Raw genomic sequence first — 22,285 nt, forward strand, 5'->3', positions numbered from 1 at the left:
ATGTTAGACAATGTTTCCAGAACCCGGTGGCTCCGGGCCACAGCGGTCCCGGAGGTCACGGCGACAGCCGACCGCGCCCAGAACGGAGTACGTACATGCCCGACACCCAGCGCGTCACGCTCCAGGACGTCAGGGACGCGGCGGAGCGGATCAAGGGCGTCGCCCACCGCACCCCCGTCCTGCGCTCGCGCACCCTGGACGAACTGGTCGGCGCCGAGGTGCACATCAAGTGCGAGAACCTCCAGCGCGTCGGCGCCTTCAAGTTCCGCGGCGCGTACAACGCGGCCTCCCGGCTGTCCCCCGAGCAATTGGCCAAGGGCATCGCCGCCTACTCCTCTGGCAACCACGCGCAGGCCGTGGCCCTCGCCGCCAGGGAACTCGGCACCACCGCGGTCATCGTGATGCCCGAGGACACCCCGCGCGCCAAGCTGGAGGCGACCGCCGGCTACGGCGCCGAGATCGTCACCTACGACCGCTACACCGGCGACCGGGTCGCGATCGGCGAGGCCCTCGCCGCCGAGCGCGGCCTCACCCTCGTACCGCCGTACGAGCACCCGCACATCATCGCCGGGCAGGGTACGGCCGCCCTGGAGCTGATCGAGGAAGCCGGGGAGCTGGACGCGCTGGTCGTGCCGGTCGGCGGCGGCGGGCTGATCGCCGGCAGCGCCGTGGCCGCCAAGGGGCTGCTCCCGGAAGTCCGGGTCATCGGCGTCGAACCGGAGGCGGGTGACGACACCAAGCGGTCCCTCGAAGCCGGCCACCGGGTGTCCATCCCGGTGCCGCGCACCATCGCCGACGGGCAGGCCGCCGAGATCCCCGGCGAACTGACCTTCTCCCTCAACCGCCTTCTCCTCGACGGCATCGCACTGGTCAGCGACGAGCAGATCCGGGACGCGATGCGCTTCGCCTTCGAGCGCCTGAAGACGGTCGTCGAGCCCAGCGGCGCCAGCGCGCTCGCCGCCCTGCTCGCCCACCGCGTCGAGGCGCTGCCGCCCCGCGTCGGCGTCATCCTGTCCGGCGGCAACGTCGGCGCGGAACGGTTCGCCGAACTCGTCGGCGGCAACTGAACCCCACCCGGGGCCCGGCGAGCGACGGCAGTACGGCGGACGGGCCCGGCGGCCGGCAGCCGGCGCGTGCCGGGCCCGCGCCGGTGGCATGATCCGCCGGACAGGCCATAGCCTCGACGGGACACGTCTGGACAGGTAGGGCGGCGACATGACGCACCCGCAGGACCCCAGTGAGAGCGGGGCCGACGGCCGGCGGCTCCAGGTGGAGACCCACGGGCTCGACGTGATCGGGGACGCGGCCCGCAAGGGCACCCCGGGCACGCTGTTCTGGCCGTGGTTCGGCGCGAACGTCTCCGTGCTCGGACTCAGCTACGGCGCCTTCGCGTTCGGCTTCGGCATCTCCTTCTGGCAGGCCCTCGTCGCCGGAGTCCTCGGCATCGTCGTCTCGTTCCTGCTCTGCGGGTTCATCGCGGTCGCCGGGAAACGCGGCTCGGCGCCCACGATGGTGCTCAGCCGGGCCGCCTACGGCGTGCGCGGCAACCGGCTGCCGTCCGTCATCTCCTGGATGCTCACCGTCGGCTGGGAGACCGTCCTCACCGCGCTCGCCACCCTGGCCACCGCGACCGTCTTCGACCGCCTCGGTTGGGGCGGCGGCACCGAGACGAAGATCGTCGCCCTCATGGTCGTGGCAGCGCTGACCGTCGTGGGCGGGGTGATGGGCTTCGACCTCATCATGCGCCTGCAGACGGTGATCACCGTGGTCACCGGCGTGCTCACGATCGTCTACGTCGCCCTCGTCGCCGACCACGTCCACTGGAGCACGGTCAGCGCCGTACCCGCGGGCTCCGCCCAGGAGTTCATCGGCGCCCTCGTGTTCATGATGACCGGCTTCGGCCTCGGCTGGGTCAACGCCGCCGCCGACTACTCCCGCTACCTGCCCCGCGGTTCGTCGAGCCGGCGCGTGATCGGCTGGACCACCTTCGGCGCCTCGGTCGCCCCGCTGCTCCTGCTCGTCTTCGGCCTGCTGCTGGCCGGCTCCTCCGCCACGCTCAGCAAGGCCATCGCGGCCGACCCGATCGGCGCCCTGACGACCATCCTGCCCACCTGGTTCCTGGTGCCGTTCGCCGTGGTCGCCGTACTCGGCCTGGTCGGCGGCGCGGTCCTGGACATCTACTCCTCCGGCCTGGCCCTGCTCTCCGCCGGACTGCGCGTGCCCCGCTATCTCGCCGCGCTGTTCGACGGCGTTCTGATGATCGCCGGATCCATCTACATCGTCTTCTTCGCCGACGACTTCCTCGGCCAGTTCATGGGATTCCTCACCACCCTCGGCGTGCCGATCGCCGCCTGGTGCGGAGTCATGCTCGCCGACCTCGCGCTGCGCCGCCGCGACTACGACGAGGGCGACCTGTTCCGCCCGCACGGACGCTACGGCGACGTCGCCGCCCTGCCCCTGCTGCTGACCCTCGCGGCGACCGCCGTCGGCTGGGGCCTGGTCACCAACACGGCCGCGAGCTGGCTCACCTGGCAGGGCTATCTGCTCGGCCCGTTCGGGCTCGGCGGCAAGAGCGGGGCCTGGGCGTACGCCAACCTCGGTGTCCTGGTCGCCCTGGCGCTCGCCTTCCTCGGCACCCTGCTGCTGGGCCGGGGGAGGGTGCGCGAGCAGGAGGCGAAGGCGCTCAGCCAAGAGGCCGGCGAGGGGGCGTACAGCGCATGACCTCCGGACACCTCGCGGTCATCGACATGCAGCACGTCTTCGCGGACCCGGCGAGCCCCTGGGCCACCCCCCGCTTCGCCGACGCGGCCGCGGGCGTACGACGGCTGCTGCCGGACTTCGGCGACCGCGTCACCTTCACTCGCTTCGTGGCCCCCGCGCAGCCCACCGGGGCCTGGCGCGCCTACTACGACCGCTGGCCCTTCGCCCTCCAGCCCCCGGACGCCGGACTGTGGCGGCTGACGGAGGAGTTCGCGGACCGTGCCGCGCACGTCGTGGACGCCCCCACGTTCGGGAAATGGACCCCGCCGCTGGCCGACCGCGTCGGTCCGGACGGCCCGCTGGTGCTGGCCGGCGTCAGCACCGACTGCTGCGTGCTGTCCACCGCCCTGGCCGCCGCCGACGCCGGCACCGAGGTGCTGGTCGTGGCCGACGCCTGCGCCGGAGTCGACGACGACTCCCACATCAAGGCACTGCACGTCATGGACCTCTACCGGCCCTTGATCCGGGTCACCACCGTCGACGACCTGCTCGCCGGCGCCGGCACCCCGGCATGACCGGTGTGCCGCCCAGGCACCGGCACGGACGCGCAGGCATGCCTTGTGGCCGCCGTGGGTACGCGAGGCGGGAGCACGCCCGGGCACACCGGTCCGTGCGGCCCGTAAGACCGCCGCTACCTGGGGATCTGCCATGGAGACACCCGCACACGACGACCTTCCGACGCCGGCCGAACAGGCGCTCGACGCGCTGGCCGTCAACGCCGACGACCAGGCCGCGCTGGACACCCTCGCACACAGCGAGGTGCTCATACCGGTGCCGGACGACGCGGTGGACGGAGAGGGAGCCGACGCCTCGACGGTCGCCCTGCCCGTCCTGGAACAGCCCGGGGGTGAACCGGTCGTGCCCGTGTTCACCTCGGAGGTCGAGATGGCCGGCCTGCTGCCGTTCGTCTCCCGCTACCGCCTGATACCGCTCGGCGCCCTCGCCTCGCAGTGGCCCGAGGACGACCTGTCCCTCGCCATCGACGGCAACTCCACCCACGCGCTGACGCTCACCTCGCAGGGGGTGCGCACACTGCTGGCCCGGTGAACCGGGAGCTGAACGGGGGAGTGCCCGCGCCGCCGTCCCGGTGACACCGGGGCTCCGGCGGGCCGGGGCTGCTCCTGCGGCCGGGCCCGGGCCGCAGGCCGCCGATTCAGCGCCGGTCGTCGCCTCCTCGCCCTCGGCGCCCTAGTCGCCGCCCTCGGTGAGCATCCGCCCGAGCACCGCCCGCTGCAGCGGGCGGACCTCGGCGTGCAGGGCGCGGCCCTTGCCGGTCAGGGCCACCCACACCCCGCGCCGGTCCTCCGCGCACACCGAGCGTTCGACCAGACCCTCCTTCTCCAGCCGGCCGATCAGCCGGGACAGCGCGCTCTGGCTGAGATGCACCCGTCCGACCAGGTTCTGCACCCGGCACTGGTCGCCCGCCTCGGGCGACTCGGAGGCCAGGATGTCCAGCACCTCGAAGTCGCTGGCGCCCAGCCCGTGCGGGTGCAGGACACGGTCGATCTCGCACATCGTGCGCGCGTGGACCGTGAGGATGTCCCGCCAGCGTTCTTCGAGCCGGGCGTCGGCCGTCTTGACTGCCATACCCGCACCGTAGCACCGATCCGGCCAATCGTTGAGTGTGCAACTAATGCGGGTGGTGGCGGGCGTGACGGCAGCTGCGCCATGCTCAGGCGGACGGGTCCTGCAGCAGGCCGACCAGGTTGCCGTCGGCGTCCTTCACGGAGGCGATCAGCCGGCCGTTGCCGACGTCGCGCACGTCCTGTACCACCTCGGCGCCGGCCTCCAGCAGCCCCGCCAGACGCTCCCGGAGATCCGTCACGTGCCAGTACGGCACCGGCCCGGTCAGCCCCTGGGCGTGCCCGTTGGGGTCGAGCCCGACATCCTGCCCCTCGGCCTTGAAGCCGACGTAGTACGGCTGGTCCGCGTACGGCTCGACCCCGAGCAACGCGGTGAACAGGGCCTTGGCCCGCCCCAGGTCCTTGACGGGGTAGATGATCGTCTGCACACCTGCGGTCATGGGACTCACTCCTCGATTACGGCACCCGGCGGGTTCCTCCTCGCCGGTGCCTTCACGCTACGGCCGCAAGCCCCACCCCGGCTTCTCCGATCCTGACCGCTTGCGAACTCCGCCCGGGCGCTCTCCTCCCCGACGGCGCCTATTGAGTCGTACGGCCGTTCGGTACCGGACAACGGGTGGTGAGTCGGGCGTGTGGCGGCGTCGGGCGGGTCACAGTGGGAAGCGGCGGACGAGGAGGCCGGGACGGAGGCGGGGCGGATGATGGGAACTCCCTCGGGCCGTGTGCGGCAGGACATCCTGCGCTGGCTCAAGGACCCGGCGGCCCACTTCCCGGCCCGGTACGCGCGCGATCCCGCGGAGACGGGCGTGACCGCGGGTGCCGTGGCCGCCAAGCTAGGCGTCTCCCGCCGGGCCGCCGCCGCCCACCTCACCCTCCTCACCCGCCTCGGCCTGCTGCGCACGCGGCGGATCCGCTGCCGTACCCACTACCGGCGTGACGAGATCCGCATCGCGGAGGTGGCGAGGCTCTTCGAGAAGGGCTGGTGACCGGGAAGGGCCGATGAGGCGGCCGCCGCCCGGCGGTACCCTGGTGCCCGGCCGTGATCACCCGTCGGGGCAGGCCCGAACCAGGAGACGTACGAGCGATGACAGCCCCGGAAGCCGAGAGTATCCGTGTCCGCACGGCACCGCCGAAGCGGTCCGAGTGGCGCGCCCAGATCCCCGTCGTCGCGGTCGTCGCCGTGGGCGGTGCCCTCGGCGCGACGGCCCGCTACGCGCTGAGCCTGGCCCTGCCGACACCGCCCGGCGGCTTTCCGTGGGCGACGTTCTGGACCAATGTCATCGGGTGTGCCGTGATCGGCGTGTTCATGGTGCTGATCACCGACGTGTGGGCCGCCCACCGCCTCGTCCGCCCGTTCTTCGGCACCGGGGTGCTCGGCGGGTTCACCACCTTCTCCACCTACACCGTGGACATCCGCACCCTCGTCGGCGGCGGCCACCCGCGCACGGGCCTGGCCTACCTCGCCGCGACCCTGTGCGCGGCCCTCGCGGCGGTGTGGCTGGCCTCCGTCGCGGCCCGCCTGCTGCTCACCAGGAGGCAGCGATGACATCACCGATCGGCCGCGCCCTGCGGCTCACCGTCTACCTCGACGAGGACGACACCTGGCACCACCGGCCCCTCTACTCCGAGATCGTCCACCGGGCGCACGCCGCCGGGCTCGCCGGGGCCAGCGTCTTCCGGGGGATCGAGGGCTACGGCGCCTCCTCCCGCATCCACACCTCACGGCTGCTGTCCCTCAGTGAGGACCTGCCCGTCGCGGTGGTCGTCGTCGACACCGAGGAGCGTGTCCGGGCCTTCCTGCCCAAGCTCGGCGAACTCGTCGGCGACGGCCTGGTGACCCTGGAGGAGTGCGAGATCGTCACGTACGCCGGCCGTGCGGGAAACCCGGACCAAGCGGACCCGAAGGGTGAGAATTCCTCGTGAACTGGCTGTTGGTCGTCGCCGGGGCCATGGTCGGCGCCCCGCTGCGCTACCTCACCGACCGGGCCGTACAGGCCCGGCACGACTCGCTCTTCCCCTGGGGCACCTTCGCGGTGAACCTAGGCGGCTGCCTGGTGCTGGGCCTGCTCAGCGGCGCCACCGCGGCCGGAGCGGCCGGCCCGCACGTGCAGTTGCTGCTCGGCACCGGCCTGTGCGGGGCGCTGACGACCTACTCGACCTTCTCCTACGAGACCCTGCGGCTGACCGAGGCGGGGGCGGGCCTCTACGCTGCGGTCAACGTCGTCGCGAGCGTGGCGGCGGGCCTGGGAGCCGCCTTCGCCGGGGTGTCCCTCGCCGGGGCCCTCTGGGGCTAGCCCCTCAGTCAGCTGGGGGCCGGCCCTCCGGGCTGGGGGCCTCCAGTACGACCCGGCATAGTAAGACTGTCAGACTGTCTACAACACTGTCGACCAACTATCCCCAGAACTGGATCCCATGAGCGCCATCTCCGTCGGTCAAGCCGTCGTCCTCGGAGTCGTCGAGGGGGTGACCGAGTTCCTCCCCGTGTCCTCCACCGGCCACCTCAAGATCGCCGAGGGGCTCATGGACATCCCCGTCGACGACGCGTCCGTCGTCGGCTTCTCCGCCGTCATCCAGGTCGGCGCCATCGCCGCCGTGCTCGTGTACTTCTTCAAGGACATCAAGCGGATCGTCTCCGCCTGGTTCCGCGGTCTGACCGACCGCGAGGAGCGCTACCACCACGACTACAAGTTCGCCTGGTGGGTGATCTACGCGACGATCCCGATCGTCGTCGTCGGCCTGGCCGCCAAGCCGCTGATCGACGGCCCGCTCGCCTCGCTCTGGGTGGTGGCCGGCTCGCTCATCGTCGGCTCCGGCGTGATGTGGTGCGCGGACCAGATGGGACGGCACAAGCGCGGCGAGGACGACACCTCGTTCAAGGACGCCATGCTGGTCGGCTGCTCCCAGATCCTCGCCCTGCTCTTCCCCGGCTTCTCCCGCTCCGGCGCCACCATGTCCACCGCGCTCGTCCTCGACCTGGACCGCGTCGCCGCCACCCGCCTCTCCTTCTTCCTCGGCATCCCCGCCCTGACCGGCGCCGGCCTGTACGAGCTGAAGGACGCGCTCGGCGCGGGCGTGGGCGCCGCCCCGCTGGCCGTCGGCACGCTCGTCTCCTTCGTCGTCGCCTACGCCTCCATCGCGTGGCTGCTCAAGTTCGTCGCCAAGCACTCCTTCAACGCCTTCGTCCTCTACCGGATCGTGATCGGCGTCGGCCTCCTCGGGCTGCTCGCCACCGGCACCCTCAACAGCTGACCTGACCCGGCCGGCCGGGGCCGTACACCGCCCACGGGGTGCGGAACGCCCGCACCCCGTGGGCGGGCTTGTCGGGGCCCGCCTTGACAGGTCCGCCCCGCAGACCGCACCATCGCTTCCGTGAACCTGTCAGACAGCCAGACAGGTGGCCCGATACCCCGGCGCGTCAGCGCGATGGAGGCGGTCCTCGGCCACCTCCGGGACGCCATCGAACGCGGCGAGTACGCCATCGGCGACAAGCTCCCCTCCGAGGCCGAGCTGTGCCGCACCCTCGAGGTGTCCCGCCCCGTGCTCCGCGAGGCACTGCGCGCCCTGCAGACGATGGGCCTGACGGTCTCCCGGACCGGCAAGGGCACCTTCGTCGTCGCCGACACCGTCGAGGAACCGACCTTCGGCGACTACGCGGCCGGCGACCTGCTCGAAGTGCGCCGCCACATCGAGATCCCCGTCGCCGGGTACGCGGCCCGCCGCCGCACTCCCGAGAACCTCGACCGCCTCGCCCACCTGCTCGCCCGCATGGAGCGGGAGACGGACACCACCGCGTGGGTCGCCATGGACACCCTCTTCCACCTCACGGTGGCCGAGGCCGCCCAGAACCCGGTCTTCCGCCGGGTCATCGAGGAGATCCGCGACGCGCTGGCGCGCCAGTCGGCCTTCCTGAACGAGCTGGGCGGGCGCCGTGAGCAGTCCAACCGCGAACACCGGGCCATCGTCGAGGCCCTCGCGGACGGCAGCGAACACGACGCCGTCGACGCGATGAGCCACCACCTCGACCGCGTCGAGACGACCCTCACCGACATCGTGCGCGCCTCGCGCGCGTCCACCGGCGCCGGCGCGTGACCCGCGTCCCGGCTCCCGCCGCTCTCCCACCCACCCACCAGTGATCCAGGCAGCCATGTACACCAGCACTCCCGCGGCCCCACCCGTCGTCCGCGAACCCCTCCACGCCCCCGTCGCCCACCTCATCCGCGGCGGGGTCGTCGAGGGCATCCACCACGGTTCCGTCGTCGTCCTCGACACCACCGGAAACGTGCGTTTCCAGCTCGGCGACATCGAGGCCGCGTTCTACCCGCGCTCGGCGCTCAAGCCCGTCCAGGCCGTGGCCATGGTGCGGGCCGGGCTGCCGCTCGACGGCGAGCTGCTGTCGCTGGCCGCCGCGAGCCACTCCGGCGAGGAACGCCACCTCGCCGGCACCCGCCGCATCCTCGAACTCGCCGGACTCACCGAGGACGACCTGCGCAACGTCCCCGACCTGCCCTACGACCCGGCGGTCCGGGACACCTGGGTCCGCGAGGGCCGCGCGCCCTCACGACTGGCCCAGAACTGCTCCGGCAAGCACGCGGCCATGCTGTGGACCGCCAAGCTCAACGGCTGGTCCCTGTCGGACTACCTCGACCCCGCCCACCCGCTCCAGCAGGCCATCGCCGAGATCACCGAGGACCTGACCGGCCAGCGGATCGCCCGGGTGACCGTGGACGGCTGCGGCGCGCCCCTCTTCTCCGTCTCCCTGCACGGCCTCGCCCGCGCCGCCGCCCGCATCACCACGGCCGCGCCGGGCACGCCCGAGGCGCGGGTCGCGGACGCGATGCGTGAGCACGCCGAGATGGCCTCCGGCTCCCGGCGCGATGTCGCCGCGCTGATGAGGGCTGTGCCCGGGCTGCTCGCCAAGGACGGGTTCGAGGGCGTTCAGGTCGCCGCGCTGCCCGACGGGCGGGCTGTCGCCGTGAAGATCGCGGACGGGGCGAACCGGGCGCGGATACCCGTGGCCGCGGCGGCGCTGGTCCGCGCGGGCGTCGAGGAGGGGCCGCTCGCCGAGTTCGCGGGGGAGCGGTTGCTCGGGGGAGGCAGGCCGGTGGGGTGCGTGCGGGTTGCGCGGGCGCTGGATCCGTTGCCGGCGTGTGTGTAGTGGGCCGCGTCGCGACGGGGTTCTGCGGGCCGTTCGCGGTCTGCGGGCCGGTCGTGGCTGATCGCGCCCACGCGGCGGTAGCCGCACATAGACAAACGCCCCGCGCCCCTTTCAGGGGCGTCTCACCTCTGTGTCTCAGAAAGAGAACCGTTTCCTCATGACCTCCGAAGCGAGCCGTGTCGAGCATGACCTGCTCGGCGACCGTGACGTACCCGCCGACGTGTACTGGGGGGTGCACACCCTGCGTGCCGTGGAGAACTTCGCCATCACCGGGACGCCGATCTCCGCGTATCCGCACCTGATCGACGCGCTGGCCGCGGTCAAGGAGGCCGCCGCTCTCGCCAATGAGGAGCTCGGGCTGCTGGCGCCCGAGAAGGCGGGCGCGATCGTCGCCGCCTGCCGGGAGATCCGGGACGGGAAGCTGCACGAGCAGTTCGTCGTGGACGTCATCCAGGGCGGTGCGGGCACGTCCACCAACATGAACGCGAACGAGGTCGTGGCGAACCGGGCGCTGGAACTGCTCGGACACGGCAAGGGCGAGTACGCGTATCTGCACCCCAATGAGGACGTCAACCTGGGGCAGTCCACCAACGACGTCTACCCGACGGCCGTCAAGATCGCCACGGTCTTCGCGGTGCGCGGACTGCTCCGGGCGATGGCCGTGCTGCAGGACTCGTTCGCCCGGAAGGCCGTCGAGTTCCGTGACGTGCTCAAGATGGGCCGTACGCAGTTGCAGGACGCCGTGCCGATGACGCTGGGCCAGGAGTTCTCCTCGTACGCCGTCATGCTGGAGGAGGACCGCAGCCGTCTGGCGGAGGCCGTCGAGCTGATCCATGAGATCAACCTGGGCGCCACCGCGATCGGGACCGGTCTCAACGCGCCCGCCGGGTACGCCGAGTCGGCCCGCGGCCACCTCGCCGCGATCACCGGGCTGCCCCTGGTCACCGCGGCCAACCTGGTGGAGGCCACGCAGGACTGCGGGGCCTTCGTCCAGATGTCCGGGGTGCTCAAGCGGATCGCGGTCAAGCTGTCCAAGAGCTGCAACGACCTGCGGCTGCTGTCCTCGGGGCCGCGTGCGGGCCTCGGCGAGATCAACCTGCCGCCGGTGCAGGCCGGTTCGTCGATCATGCCGGGCAAGGTCAACCCGGTCATCCCCGAGGTCGTCAACCAGGTGGCCTTCGAGGTCATCGGCAACGACGTCGCCATCACCATGGCGGCCGAGGCCGGGCAGCTCCAGCTCAACGCGTTCGAGCCGATCATCCTGCACTCCCTCTCGGAGAGCATCACCCACCTGCGCAGCGCCTGCCTCACCCTCGCCGAGCGCTGCGTGGACGGCATCACCGCCAACACGGAGGTGCTGCGGGCCACGGTGGAGAACTCCATCGGCCTGGTCACGGCCCTGAACCCGCACATCGGCTACACCGCGGCCACCGAGATCGCCAAGGAGGCCCTCGGCACCGGCCGGGGCGTGGCGGAACTGGTCCTGGAGAAGGGCCTGCTGCCCGCTGAGCGGCTCGCGGACCTGCTGCGGCCGGAGGTCCTCGCCGGCCGCGGCGCGACCCCGGCGGTCTGAGGCGAGGACACCCCGCGTGCGCCGCCGGCCCGCGGTGCAGGATCGTGCCTGCCGTGCAGGATCATGCCTGCGGTGCAGGACCATGCCTGCTGTGCCGGGTCATGCCGACACGCGGGGTGTCTTCACCCGCGGGAGTGACCCCGGCTGGGCGGCCCGTCCCGCGCGGCCCGTACAGGCACTGCCGTCCGACGTGGCGTCGCCCGCGGGCATCGGCTGATCGGCCCAGCAGGTCTCGTCATTATCCAGAAAATGCTACTAACGCTCATATGGTGAATTCGCGGCCTCGGTAGAGGCCGTCTCCTGTCCTGGCGAACAGCCCCCGTACCGGTGCCGGGCGGAGCGACGGAATCCCCTCGGTGAATCCAGGAGAATTCATGCGTGTGGCCGTGACAGGTGGCGGCGGATTTCTCGGGTCGCATCTCTGTGAAACGCTTCTTCGACGCGGTGACGAGGTCGTGTGTCTGGACGACTTCTCCACCGGAGACCCGGCGAACATCGCCGCGTTTCTCCAGAATCCGGCTTTCGAACTCGTCCGGGGCGATGTCAGCCGGTCGGTCGACGTCCGGGGCACCGTGGACGCGGTGGCCCACCTGGCCAGCCCGGCCTCCCCGCCGGACTACCTCAGGCGTGCCCTCGAGACGCTCGCCGTCGGCAGCCGCGGCACGGAGAACGCCCTGCGGCTCGCCGCCCGCCACGACGCCCGCTTCGTCCTCGCCTCCACGAGCGAGGTGTACGGCGACCCCGAGGTGCACCCGCAGGAGGAAAGCTACTGGGGTCATGTGAACCCCGTCGGACCACGCAGCGTGTACGACGAAGCGAAACGTTTCGCCGAGGCGTTGACCCGGGCCCACCGGACGCATCGCGGCACGAACACGGGAATCGTCCGGATCTTCAACACCTACGGCCCGCGCATGCGTCCGCACGACGGCCGGGTCGTCTCCAGTTTCGTCGTGCAGGCCCTCGCCGGTGAACCCCTGACCGTCTACGGCGACGGAAAGCAGACGCGCAGCTTCTGCTACGTCGACGACCTGGTCCGCGGCATCGTCGCCATGCTCGACTGCGACGAGCCCGGACCGGTGAACCTCGGCAACCCCGTCGAACTCACGATGCTCGAACTCGCCGAACTCGTGCTCGGCCTCACCGGATCCAGCGCCGAGATCCAGTTCCACCCGCTGCCCGTCGACGACCCCGCCCGCCGACGCCCGGCGATCGCCCGCGCCGCCGAACGGCTGGGCTGGGCGCCCGAGGTGGGCATCGACGAGGGCCTGCGCCGCACCGTGCGGTGGTTCGCCGAACGCCCCGCCGGCGTCGCGGCCGCGCTCGCGGCGATCCGGGGCGGCCAGCAGGACGGCGTGGCCGCCGCGCGGCCCAGCCCGCTCGGCGCGACCCCCGCGGCGTCGTGACCCAGACGGAGCACGGCCCGGCGCCGGGCGGCGCCGCTGTCGGACTCGGCACCCCGGCGGGCCCGGAGCAGGAGTTGCGGCACCACCTGCTGACCCTGTCCTCGGGCAACGTCGTCGACACCGCCGCCGACGGACCGGTGTTCGGCAGGCCACGCCGCACCCTCCCGACCACGCCGGCCTTCTGGATCCCCGGCCTGCGGCGCGCGGACCGGGTGAGGGCCGCGCTGCTCGCCGCCTGCTGGCTGGCCGCCCTGGTGTGTTTCTGGGAATGGTGGGTGCGCCCCGAACACCGGGTCAGCTGGACCGGGTTCGCCGTCAACAGCGCGCTGCTGCTGTACCTGTCCCTGCTGCCGATGTACTTCGTCGTCGTGGTCCTGCGGCTGCGCACCCTCGACACCGCCGTCGAAGTCCCCGCCGTCCGCACCGCGTTCGTGGTGACCCGCGCCCCCTCGGAACCCTGGGCGGTCGCCCGCGCCACCCTCACCGCGATGCTGCACCAGGACTTCCCCCACCCCTACGACGTGTGGCTCTGCGACGAGGACCCGCACCGGGAGATCCTCCACTGGTGCGAGACCAACGGCGTACGCGTCTCCTGCCGGCGAGGCGTCGCGTCGTACCACCGCGACGCCTGGCCCCGGCGCACCCGGTGCAAGGAAGGCAACCTCGCGCACTTCTACGACCACTGGGGATACCGCGACTACGACGTCGTCGCCCAGCTCGACGTCGACCACGTACCCCACGCCCGCTATCTGTGCGAAGTGGTCCGCCCGTTCGCCGATCCCGCGGTCGGCTACGTGGCCGCGCCCAGCGTGTGCGACGCCAACGCCCGCTCCTCCTGGGCGGCCCGCGGCCGGCTGCACCGCGAGGCCACCTTCCACGGACCCATGCAACTGGGGCACTCCGACGGACTGGCACCCCTGTGCATCGGCTCCCACTACGCCGTACGCACCCACGCCCTGCGGGACATCGGCGGACTCGGACCCGAACTCGCCGAGGACTTCTCGACCACGTTCCTGCTGAACTCGGCCGGCTGGCAGGGCGCGTTCGCCATCGACGCCGAGGCGCACGGCGACGGCCCCCTCACCTTCGCCGCGATGGTCACGCAGGAGTTCCAATGGTCACGGAGCCTGGTCGTGATGCTCCTCGGCATGCTCCCGCGCCACCTGCGGCGGATGCCCGCCCGGCTGCGCGTCCGGTTCGCGTTCGCCCTCTCCTACTATCCGCTGCTGGCCCTCACCACCACCGGCGGACTGCTGCTGCCGCCCATCGCCGCCGTCACCGGCACCCCCTGGATCAACGTCGACTACGGCGCCTTCCTCGTCCACTTCTGGGCCATGTCGTTCTTCCTGGTCCTGCTCACCCTGCTGCTGCGCCGGCGCGGACTGCTGCGCCCCGCCGACGCGCCCCTGCTGAGCTGGGAGGGCTGGCTGTTCGGGCTCACCCGCTGGCCGTTCGTCGCCTGGGGAGCCGCGGCGGCACTGCTGCAGCGGCTGCGGCCGAGGACGATCGTCTTCAAGGTGACGCCCAAGTCCCGTGACGGCATGGAACCGCTGCCGCTGCGCCTGATGCTCCCCTACCTCCTCATCACCGTCGCGCTGTCCACGGCGGCCCTGGTCGGGGAAATCACCGGACCCGCGATCGGCTACGTGTTCCTCTGCCTCCTGGGCTCCCTGTCCTACGGGGCGGTGACCCTCGCGGTGAGCGCCCTGCACATCCGGGAGACCGCGCGATCGGCGGGCGTCGGCGCGCACCGGGCCCTGCGCACCGCCGCGTGGCCGCTGGCCGCCGGGCTCGTCGCACTCCTGCCGCTCACCGGGGCGCTGCTGCTGTTCCCCACCTACCTGCGCGGCTTCATGGCGGGCTGACACCGCCCGCACCCCTGGCCACCCACCCCGACGAGAACGAGGTCCCCCATGCCCGAAACGGTCCTGGTGACCGGCGGCGCAGGCTTCATCGGCAGCCACACCTGCGTCGAACTGCTCGCCCACGGCTACGAAGTCGTCGTCGTCGACAACCACGTCAACAGCTCGCCCCGCGCCCTGGACCGCATCACCAAGACGGCGGGCCGGCCCCTCGCCGGCGCCTACCGCGTCGACGTCCGCGACCGGCGCGCACTCTCCGAGGTGTTCACCGCGCACCCCGTCGACGCGGTCATCCACTTCGCCGCCCACAAGGCGGTCGGCGAGTCGGTGGCCCTGCCCGTCGAGTACTACGACACCAACGTCGGCGGCACCTGCGCCCTGCTGGCCGTCATGCACGACCACGACGTCCACCGGCTGGTGTTCTCCTCCTCCTGCTCCGTCTACGGCGAGGCACCGACCGTACCGCTCACCGAGCGGAGCCCGGTCGCCCCGACCAACCCCTACGCCCACACCAAGCTGGCCTGCGAGCGGATCCTGCGGGACGTGTGCGACCACCTGCCGGACATGAAGGTGCTGGCCCTGCGCTACTTCAACCCCGTCGGAGCCCACCCGAGCGGACTGCTCGGCGAGGACCCGCGGGGCGTCCCCAACAACCTCATGCCCTACGTCGCCCAGGTCGCCGTCGGCCGCCGGGAGCGGCTGGACGTCTTCGGCGACGACTACCCCACGCCCGACGGCACCGGCGTCCGCGACTACATCCACGTCATGGACGTCGCCGAGGGACACCGCGTCGCCGTCGCGCACCTCGACGACCAGGCGGGCCTCCGGGTATTCAACCTCGGCACCGGCACCGGCACCTCCGTGCTCCAGCTCGTCGCCGCCTTCGGCGAGGCCAGCGGCCGCCCGGTGCCGTACCGGATCGTCGAACGCAGGCCCGGAGACGTCGCCGAACTGGTCGCCGACGCGGGCGCGGTCGCGGTGGCCTGGGACTGGCGCACCACCCGCGACCTCACCGCCATGTGCCGCGACGCCTGGCGGTTCCAGGAACTCAACCCCGACGGCTACGCAGGCCGGCCCCCACGCGCCGGCGGCCCCACGACAGGAGGAACCCCATGCGGCTGACCGTCATCGGCACCGGCTACCTGGGAGCCGTGCACGCCGCGTGCATGGCCGAGATCGGCCACGAGGTCCTCGGCGTCGACACCGACGCCGCGAAGACCGCGGCCCTCGCAGCGGGCCGGGCCCCGTTCTTCGAACCCGGCCTGCCGGAACTCCTCGCCCGGCACACCCGGACCGGCCGGCTGCGCTTCACCACCTCCCTGGAGGAGGCCGCCGACTTCGCCGCACTGCACTTCGTCTGTGTCGGGACCCCGCAGCAGCCCGACTCCCTCGCCGCCGACCTCAGCCACGTCGAGGCGGTCGTCGACGGACTGGCACCGCGGATCACCCGCGACAGCCTGATCGTCGGCAAGTCGACCGTGCCCGTCGGCACGACCCGCGCGCTCGGCCGCAGGGTCACCGCGGGCGCCCGGGACGGCGTCGAGATCGACCTCGCCTGGAACCCGGAGTTCCTCCGCGAGGGATACGCCGTCCAGGACACCCTGCGCCCCGACCGCCTGGTCGCCGGGGTGACCACACCGCACGCCGACCGGCTGCTGCGCGCCGTCTACGAACCGATGCTGCGCTCCGGGATCCCCTACATCCGCACCGATCCCGCCACCGCGGAACTGGTGAAGGTCGCCGCCAACTCGTTCCTGGCCACGAAGATCTCCTTCATCAACGCCATGGCCGAGGTCTGCGACGCCGCCGGCGCCGACGTGGTGACGCTGGCCGACGCACTCGGCCACGACGAACGCATCGGGCGCCGGTTCCTCTCCGCCGGCCTCGGCTTCGGCGGGGGCTGCCTGCCCAAGGACATCCGCGCCTTCCTCGCCCGCGCCGAGGAGCTCCAGGTCGGCGAGGCGGTGGCGTTCCTGCGGCAGGTCGACCGGATCAACGAGCGGCAGCGCCTGCGCACCGTCGACCTGGCCCGGCAGCTCCTCGGCGGCACGTTCGCGGGACGGCGGATCGCCGTGCTGGGCGCCACCTTCAAACCCGACAGCGACGACGTACGGGACTCACCGGCGCTCGCCGTCACCTGCGAACTCGCCGCCCAGGGCGCCGACGTCCGCGTGCACGACCCGGAGGGCGTCGACAACGCGCGGGCCGTGCTGCCCGGCCCGGCGTACCACACAGCCGTTATGACGGCGTGCCGGGACGCGGAACTCGTGCTGCACCTGACCGAGTGGCGCGAGTACCGCGCGCTGGACCCGGCCCGGCTCGCCGAGGTGGTCCGGGCCCCGCGGCTGCTCGACGCGCGCAACGCGCTGGACACGGCGGCCTGGCACGCGGCCGGCTGGCACGTCCGGGCCCTCGGCCGCCCCGCCCACGTCCCGCAGCCGGGCCACGGCGAGCCGGTCCGGGTGACGATCCCTCACGCCTTGGGCGCTCCCTGCACGGCCCCCACCGCCGGAGAGCCGGTCAGCGGCGCCCCGGCGTAGTCGGCCGTCCCGGGGTCGACACCCAGGGACCGCAGGTCCACGGCGGCACCCGCCAGCGCGTGGGCGCACCGGGAGACCAGTGCGCCCCGCGTCGCCCCGCCGCCGCGCACGCCGGGCCCGCCGGTGGACAGCGGTACCTCGGTGAGGCAGGGATCCGCGGCGGTACCGGTGGCCCGCGAGCCCTGCGTCTCCTGGCCCGACTCCCGGCGCCACGCGGCCAGATCGGTGTACCAGTGGTCACCCCACTGCAGGGTCCAGCCGGCCGGACCGTGGTAGTCGTTGCCCTGCATCTCGACCTCGGAGGTGTCGAAGTGCCCCTGGGCCGCGACCACCGGCGCGCCGTCGGTGACGAACACGTTGTTGCGCACCCAGACCGCGCCCAGGTTCGGCTGGAGCCGCAGCGCGGGCGCCCGGACCGAGCCGTTGGCCGAGGCCAGCACGGTGTTCTGGTAGATCGCGAGGTTGGCCACCCAGGAGCCGAGCGCCACGATGCCGCCGTAGTCCTGGAGCTTGCGCCCGTTGTCCCGGCTGATGTTGTAACGGATCGCGTTGTCGGTGTGGGCCCGGTTCGGTACGGCCGAGTACGCGAGGAATCCGGCGCCGTCGTTGCCGTACGACAGGTTGTACTGCATCAGCGAGTACGACACGTTGTTGTCCAGCCCGAAGCCGCCGCCGTCCACCTGGGACCCCGTGTGGTTGTCGTAGGCCACGTTGCGCTGGAACACCATGCGCGTCGAGTCGTACGTCCAGATGCCCTCAGGGCCCTCCAGCGCGTCGGCGGAGGACGACCCGCCGTTGTCGTGGGCGACCGACTCCTGCACCACGCCGTGGCTGACGCTGCCGAGGACGATCCCGCTGCCGGTGTTGCGGGACGCGGCCGGGTCGCCGGCGTTCTTGAACGCGACCACCTTGGAGACGGTCAGCTTCTCGTGGGCGTAGACGGGCGCGTCGGCGTCGAAGGCGGGACCGTCCGCGACGAGACCCGCGTCCTTGTTGTCGTGCACCGCGCAGTCGTCGATCACCACGTCCCGGAAGCCGGACCCCTCGGCGCCGCCGTGCAGCCGGATGCCGTTGCGGAAGCCGGACACGTCGACACCGGAGACGCGGATGTAGGGCAGCTTGCGCCTGCCGGAGAGGTCGCTGACGAGGGAGATGCCGTCCTGGTCCCGGTAGGAGGTGCCCTTCCCGGCGAGGACCAGGTCGCGGATGACGATGCCGCTGGTGTCGTGCACCTCGATGCCCCGCGTACCTGCGGCCGTGACGATGGCGCGGCCGTCGCCGTAGGACTCGATCACGACCGGTCTGCGCGAGTCGCCCGCGTCCCCCGGCCCGACGCTCAGCGTGCCGGAGAACCGCGCGCCGCCCTGCAGCCGCAGCCGGTCGCCCGGCTTCAGCCGGACCGTGTCCGCCCGCCGCAGTGTGCGCCAGGCGGTCTGCGGGGTCCGCCCGTCGGCGTGGTCGTCGCCGTGGGGACTGAGGTAGAAGTCGCGTCCGCCCTGGGCGTTCTCCCGCACGGGAACATGCGGGGAGGGCAGGCCGCCGCAGCCGGCGAGCAGCGCCACCACCGCGCACAGGCCCAACGCGGCCCGCACGCGCCGCCGCGCCGCGACCGCCCCTTCCGCCTCCCCGCTCCGGGTGGCTCCCCTGTCGTCTCTCCGCCGCCGCACTGCCCCTCCTGCCCGGTCGATGTCCGAACGGACCCCGATCCACGGAGACCGTGGGACTCACCCTGACGCGCGGACCGCCGTGGGGCGTGCCAGCACGCGGGCGCCGGTGCACAACACGCCTGATTGGCGGCGTTTCGCCGCAGCGGGCGGGCGGTCCGGTCACCCGGTGCGGCCCGGCGGCCGGCGGGGTCAGCAGTGCGGCATGATGACGCTCATGTCCTCGCAGTTCCAACCGGTTCTGGACCGGATCCAGGCGGAGATCGACCGCACCCCGGGCCGTGGCCGGTCCGCCGACTACATTCCGGCCCTCGCGGCCTGCGATCCACGCAGCTTCGGCATGGCCGTCGCGGAGCCGGACGGCAGCGTGTACGGGGTGGGGGAGTGGCGGCAGCCGTTCTCGGCGCAGTCCATCACCAAGGTCTTCACGCTCGCCCTCGACCTGGCCCGCGAGGGCGACGAACTCTGGGAGCACGTGGGCCGCGAGCCCTCCGGCAACCCGTTCAACTCGCTGGTGCAGCTGGAGTACGAGAACGGCATCCCGCGCAACCCCTTCATCAACGCGGGCGCGCTCGTCGTCACCGACCGGCTGCAGACCCGGACCGGGGACGCGGCCGGTGAACTGCTGTCGTTCCTGCGGGCCGAGAGCGGCAACCCTGGCATGGACTTCGACGCGGAGGTCGCCGCCTCCGAGACCGCGCACGGCTCCCGCAACGCGGCCCTCGCCCACTTCATGGCGTCCTACCGCAACATCGACAACCCGGTGCCGGTCCTGCTCGACCAGTACTTCCGGCAGTGCTCCATCGCCGCCTCCTGCGCCGACCTGGCCCTCGCCACCACGTTCCTGGCCCGGCACGGCATCCGCGCCGACGGCTCCCGGCTGCTCACCCGGAGCCAGGCCAAGCAGATCAACGCCATCATGCTGACCTGCGGGACGTACGACGCGGCCGGGGACTTCGCCTACCGGGTGGGGCTGCCCGGCAAGAGCGGTGTCGGCGGCGGGATCATCGCGGTGGTGCCGGGCCGCTGCACGCTGTGCGTGTGGAGCCCGGGCCTCGACGAGCGCGGCAACTCGGTGGCCGGCGTGGCGGCCCTGGACCGGTTCACGACGCTCACGGGGCTGTCGGTGTTCTGAACACCGCGGGGCCGAGTGGCTGAGCGTCAGCCCTCGTCGCCCTCGGCGCGCCTGCGCCTCGCCCGCAGGGTCAGGCCGACCGCGCCCAGTCCGAGGCCGGCCAGTCCGGTGCCGGCCGCGACGCCGAGGGTGCCCGGCCACGCTGAGTCGTCGTCGGGCTCGGCGGCCGTGGCCGCCGCCACCGGTGTGGCGGCCGGCGCCTGCCGGGGCGTGGCGCGCAGCCCGTCCAGCGAGCCGACCGGATCGACCAGCCCGGCGGCCCCGAAGCCCCAGTCCAGCAGGGACCGCGCCTCCTGGTAGACGGTGTAACCGCCGCCGGCCTGCGGGTTCATCACGGTCACGATCAGCGTGCGGCCGTTCCGGCGCGCCGCGGTGACCAGGGTGTTGCCGGCGTTGCTGGTGTAGCCGTTCTTGACGCCGATCACCCCGGGGTACGGCTCCACCCCGTTGGCCCCGGTGAGCAGCCGGTTGGTGTTCGCGATCCCGTACGACGACCCGTCACCGGGGAACTGGGCCACGGCCGTGGAGCAGTAGCGGGCGAAGTCGGGGTTGCGCAGACCGTTGCGGCCGAAGATCGCGAGGTCGAACGCGGAGGACACCTGGCCCGGGGCGTCGTAGCCGTCCGGGGAGACGACGTGGGTGTCCAGGGCGCCCAGGGCGTGGGCCTTGGTCTGCATCTTGGCGGCCGTGGCCTCCCAGCCGCCGCCGAGCGAGGCGAGGACGTGCACGGCGTCGTTGCCGGAGGCGAGGAAGACGCCCCGCCACAGGTCGGCCACCGTGTAGGTGTGCCCCTCCTCGATGCCGACCAGGCTGCTGCCGGGGCCGATGCCGGCCAGGTCCTCCGGGGTGACGGTGTGCCGCATGGTGCTCGGCAGGCCGGGCAGCACGGTCAGGGCGAACAGCGTCTTGAGCGTGCTGGCGGGCGGCAGTTTGCGGTGGGCGTCATGCGAGGCCAGCACCTCGCCGGTGTCGGCGTCGGCGACCAGCCAGGAGAGCGCGGACACGTCCGGGAGGGCCGGTACCCCGCGGTGCGGCCGGACCTGGACGCCCGAGCGGTACAGCAGGGCCGGCTGGGGCACCGCCGCCCGGGGCCGGGGCGGCGCCGGTTCCATGATCCGCTGCCCGGCGGAGGCGGCGGTCGGGGCCAGCGCCAGCATGCCCGCCACGCACAGGGCGCAGGCGGAGGAGACCGTCCGAGAAGAAAGTCCGGTAATCATATGATTAACGTACGAACGGCTGGTCCGGGTCTCGCGCCGTCTGGGCCGAACGGCCGAGCGTCGTTCGCCGAGTGCCGAGTGCCGAGTGCCGAGTGCCGAGTGCCGAAGCGCCGAGTGTCCGATCGCGCCCGGTGCCGTCACCGCTCCGGCAGCGTCGGCTGCACGCGCCGCAGGAAGGTGGCGTTGTCGGGTGTCTCGCGCAGCCGTCGCAGCAGGGTCTCCAGGCCGGCCGGTCCGCCGTCCCGTGACCCCAGGGCCCGGCGCAGACCGCGCGCGCCGGTCAACTCCGCCCGGTCGAGCAGGAGTTCCTCGCGCCGGGTGCCGGTCAGGGCGATGTCCACGGCGGGGAAGACACGGCGGGCGGCGGCCTCCCGGTCGAGGTGGAGCTCCATGTTGCCGGTGCTCTTCAGCTCCTCGAAGAAGTAGCCGTCGGCGCGGGAACCGGTGTCCACCAGGACGGTGGCGAGGATTGTGAGAGAGCCGCCCTCCTCGGCCTGGCGGGCGGCGCCGAAGAACCGCTTGGGTCCGATCAACGCGCCCGCGTCGACGCCACCGCTGAGCGTACGGCCGCCGGCGGCGGAGGCGTTGTTGTGCGCCCGGCACAGCCGGGTCAGGGAGTCCAGCAGGATCACCACGTCCTCGCCCTCCTCGACGAGCCGCTTGGCCCGTTCGACCACGAGGTCGGCGAGCGCGATGTGCTCCTTGGGCGCCCGGTCGAATGTGGACGCGTACACCTCGCCCCGCACCGAGCGGCGCATCTCGGTCACCTCCTCGGGGCGCTCGTCGAGCAGCAGGACCATCAGCCGGCTCTCGGGGTGGTTGGCGGCGACGGCGGCGGCGAACTGCTGGAGCAGCACGGTCTTGCCGCTCTTCGGCGGGGCGACGATGAGCCCGCGCTGGCCCTTGCCCACCGGCGCGAACAGATCGGTGAGGCGTCCGGCCGGTCCGGACGCCGGGTGTTCGAGCCGGATCCGGCGGTGCGGGTGCAGCGGAGTGAGGTCCCGGAAGTGGCGGCGGTCCTTGAGGGCGCCCGGGGCCCGGCCGCCGACGCGGGTGATCTCGGTCAGGGCGCGCCGTTCCCCGCGCACGCCCTCGACGAGGTCGCCCCGGCGCAGGCCGTGACGGCGGATCAGCGCGGGGGAGACCTGCGGGTCGGCCGGGGAGGCCAGACAGCTCGGAGCCCTCAGGTGCCCCTTCCCGTGCGTGTCGATGTCGAGGACGCCGGTGACGATCCGGTCGGCCGGGGCCTGGCCGGTCGCGGGCGGGTGTTCGAGTGTGGTGGTGGTCATGGGTGGTGGTCCTTTCACGGACGGGAAGACAAGAGGCGAAGGGGGAGAGGCCGCGAGCGGGAGGCGGGTACGCCTGCCTCCGGGCGGCGGGAACGACACCTCGG

22 protein-coding genes are annotated in these 22,285 nt (G+C 72.6%); 17 read left to right on the plus strand and 5 right to left on the minus strand.

What is annotated here, in order from left to right:
• The first annotated feature begins 95 nt into the window (after positions 1-95).
• From DBP14_RS32030 to DBP14_RS32045, 4 genes are all read left to right on the plus strand, one after another.
• Complete coding sequence (locus tag DBP14_RS32030) at positions 96-1,067, plus strand: threo-3-hydroxy-L-aspartate ammonia-lyase (RefSeq protein WP_129311103.1); 972 nt, start codon at positions 96-98, stop codon at positions 1,065-1,067.
• 148 nt (positions 1,068-1,215) lie between these two features.
• Positions 1,216-2,721, plus strand: coding sequence for a cytosine permease (locus DBP14_RS32035; protein ID WP_129311105.1), 1,506 nt, complete (start codon positions 1,216-1,218; stop codon positions 2,719-2,721).
• Positions 2,718-3,275, plus strand: coding sequence for a cysteine hydrolase (locus tag DBP14_RS32040; protein WP_129311107.1), 558 nt, complete (start codon positions 2,718-2,720; stop codon positions 3,273-3,275). Before DBP14_RS32035 ends, DBP14_RS32040 begins: the two co-directional genes overlap by 4 nt.
• Before the next feature lie 133 nt (positions 3,276-3,408).
• On the plus strand, positions 3,409-3,807 hold the full coding sequence (locus DBP14_RS32045) for an SseB family protein (RefSeq protein ID WP_129311109.1): 399 nt from the start codon (positions 3,409-3,411) through the stop codon (positions 3,805-3,807).
• Positions 3,808-3,948: 141 nt separating this feature from the next.
• Here the strand turns inward: DBP14_RS32045 and DBP14_RS32050 are convergent, their stop codons facing one another.
• Together DBP14_RS32050 and DBP14_RS32055 are read right to left on the minus strand one after the other, a co-directional pair.
• On the minus strand, positions 3,949-4,347 hold the full coding sequence (locus DBP14_RS32050) for a MarR family transcriptional regulator (RefSeq protein ID WP_129311111.1): 399 nt from the start codon (positions 4,345-4,347) through the stop codon (positions 3,949-3,951).
• Positions 4,348-4,432: 85 nt separating this feature from the next.
• Positions 4,433-4,783 (minus strand): VOC family protein, encoded by a 351-nt coding sequence (locus DBP14_RS32055; protein ID WP_129311112.1) that lies wholly within the window; start codon positions 4,781-4,783, stop codon positions 4,433-4,435.
• 258 nt (positions 4,784-5,041) lie between these two features.
• Between DBP14_RS32055 and DBP14_RS32060 the strand changes: the two genes are divergently transcribed.
• The 12 genes from DBP14_RS32060 (at position 5,042) to DBP14_RS32115 (ending at position 16,876) form a co-directional block, all read left to right on the plus strand.
• On the plus strand, positions 5,042-5,329 hold the full coding sequence (locus tag DBP14_RS32060) for a helix-turn-helix domain-containing protein (protein ID WP_129311114.1): 288 nt from the start codon (positions 5,042-5,044) through the stop codon (positions 5,327-5,329).
• 98 nt (positions 5,330-5,427) lie between these two features.
• Positions 5,428-5,889 (plus strand): fluoride efflux transporter CrcB, encoded by a 462-nt coding sequence (gene crcB / locus DBP14_RS32065; protein WP_129311115.1) that lies wholly within the window; start codon positions 5,428-5,430, stop codon positions 5,887-5,889.
• The gene (locus tag DBP14_RS32070) at positions 5,886-6,266 is read left to right on the plus strand and encodes a DUF190 domain-containing protein (RefSeq protein WP_129311117.1); all 381 of its coding nucleotides are present in this window, start codon (positions 5,886-5,888) and stop codon (positions 6,264-6,266) included. Before crcB (DBP14_RS32065) ends, DBP14_RS32070 begins: the two co-directional genes overlap by 4 nt.
• Positions 6,263-6,637, plus strand: coding sequence for a fluoride efflux transporter CrcB (gene crcB / locus DBP14_RS32075; protein ID WP_129311119.1), 375 nt, complete (start codon positions 6,263-6,265; stop codon positions 6,635-6,637). Before DBP14_RS32070 ends, crcB (DBP14_RS32075) begins: the two co-directional genes overlap by 4 nt.
• 118 nt (positions 6,638-6,755) lie before the next feature.
• On the plus strand, positions 6,756-7,592 hold the full coding sequence (locus DBP14_RS32080; protein WP_129311121.1) for an undecaprenyl-diphosphate phosphatase: 837 nt from the start codon (positions 6,756-6,758) through the stop codon (positions 7,590-7,592).
• A 120-nt stretch (positions 7,593-7,712) separates the two neighbouring features.
• Positions 7,713-8,432: a FadR/GntR family transcriptional regulator gene (locus tag DBP14_RS32085; RefSeq protein ID WP_129311123.1), complete on the plus strand. Its 720-nt coding sequence runs from the start codon at positions 7,713-7,715 to the stop codon at positions 8,430-8,432.
• Between the two features lie 55 nt (positions 8,433-8,487).
• A complete protein-coding gene (locus DBP14_RS32090; RefSeq protein ID WP_129311125.1) occupies positions 8,488-9,498 on the plus strand; it encodes an asparaginase in 1,011 nt (336 codons plus the stop codon).
• A gap of 157 nt (positions 9,499-9,655) precedes the next feature.
• Positions 9,656-11,071: an aspartate ammonia-lyase gene (aspA, locus tag DBP14_RS32095; RefSeq protein WP_129311127.1), complete on the plus strand. Its 1,416-nt coding sequence runs from the start codon at positions 9,656-9,658 to the stop codon at positions 11,069-11,071.
• A gap of 374 nt (positions 11,072-11,445) precedes the next feature.
• Positions 11,446-12,474, plus strand: a complete 1,029-nt coding sequence (locus DBP14_RS32100) for a UDP-glucuronic acid decarboxylase family protein (RefSeq protein ID WP_129311128.1) — start codon at positions 11,446-11,448, stop codon at positions 12,472-12,474.
• A complete protein-coding gene (locus DBP14_RS32105) occupies positions 12,471-14,339 on the plus strand; it encodes a glycosyltransferase (protein ID WP_129311130.1) in 1,869 nt (622 codons plus the stop codon). Before DBP14_RS32100 ends, DBP14_RS32105 begins: the two co-directional genes overlap by 4 nt.
• Positions 14,340-14,387: 48 nt before the next feature.
• Entirely contained in the window at positions 14,388-15,458 is a 1,071-nt protein-coding gene (gene galE / locus DBP14_RS32110; RefSeq protein ID WP_129311132.1) for a UDP-glucose 4-epimerase GalE, read from the plus strand.
• Positions 15,449-16,876 carry a UDP-glucose/GDP-mannose dehydrogenase family protein gene (locus tag DBP14_RS32115; protein ID WP_129311134.1) on the plus strand — a complete coding sequence of 476 codons (1,428 nt, stop codon included), beginning with the start codon at positions 15,449-15,451 and terminating at the stop codon, positions 16,874-16,876. The genes galE and DBP14_RS32115 overlap by 10 nt, the downstream gene beginning before the upstream one ends.
• On the opposite strand, the gene DBP14_RS32120 is transcribed toward DBP14_RS32115, so the two are convergent.
• A complete protein-coding gene (locus DBP14_RS32120) occupies positions 16,810-18,543 on the minus strand; it encodes a right-handed parallel beta-helix repeat-containing protein (protein WP_241741090.1) in 1,734 nt (577 codons plus the stop codon). The two genes, DBP14_RS32115 and DBP14_RS32120, sit on opposite strands and share 67 nt — an antisense overlap.
• A 202-nt stretch (positions 18,544-18,745) precedes the next feature.
• Between DBP14_RS32120 and DBP14_RS32125 the strand changes: the two genes are divergently transcribed.
• On the plus strand, positions 18,746-19,675 hold the full coding sequence (locus DBP14_RS32125; protein ID WP_206739389.1) for a glutaminase: 930 nt from the start codon (positions 18,746-18,748) through the stop codon (positions 19,673-19,675).
• 26 nt (positions 19,676-19,701) lie between these two features.
• Here DBP14_RS32125 and DBP14_RS32130 read toward each other — a convergent pair whose 3' ends face one another.
• On the minus strand, positions 19,702-20,892 hold the full coding sequence (locus DBP14_RS32130; RefSeq protein WP_129311136.1) for a D-alanyl-D-alanine carboxypeptidase family protein: 1,191 nt from the start codon (positions 20,890-20,892) through the stop codon (positions 19,702-19,704).
• Between the two features lie 137 nt (positions 20,893-21,029).
• Positions 21,030-22,181: a transcription termination factor Rho gene (rho, locus tag DBP14_RS32135; RefSeq protein WP_129311138.1), complete on the minus strand. Its 1,152-nt coding sequence runs from the start codon at positions 22,179-22,181 to the stop codon at positions 21,030-21,032.
• Positions 22,182-22,285 lie beyond the last annotated feature (104 nt).

It is taken from the genome of Streptomyces sp. L2 (assembly GCF_004124325.1).
Taxonomy (GTDB): Bacteria; Actinomycetota; Actinomycetes; order Streptomycetales; family Streptomycetaceae; genus Streptomyces.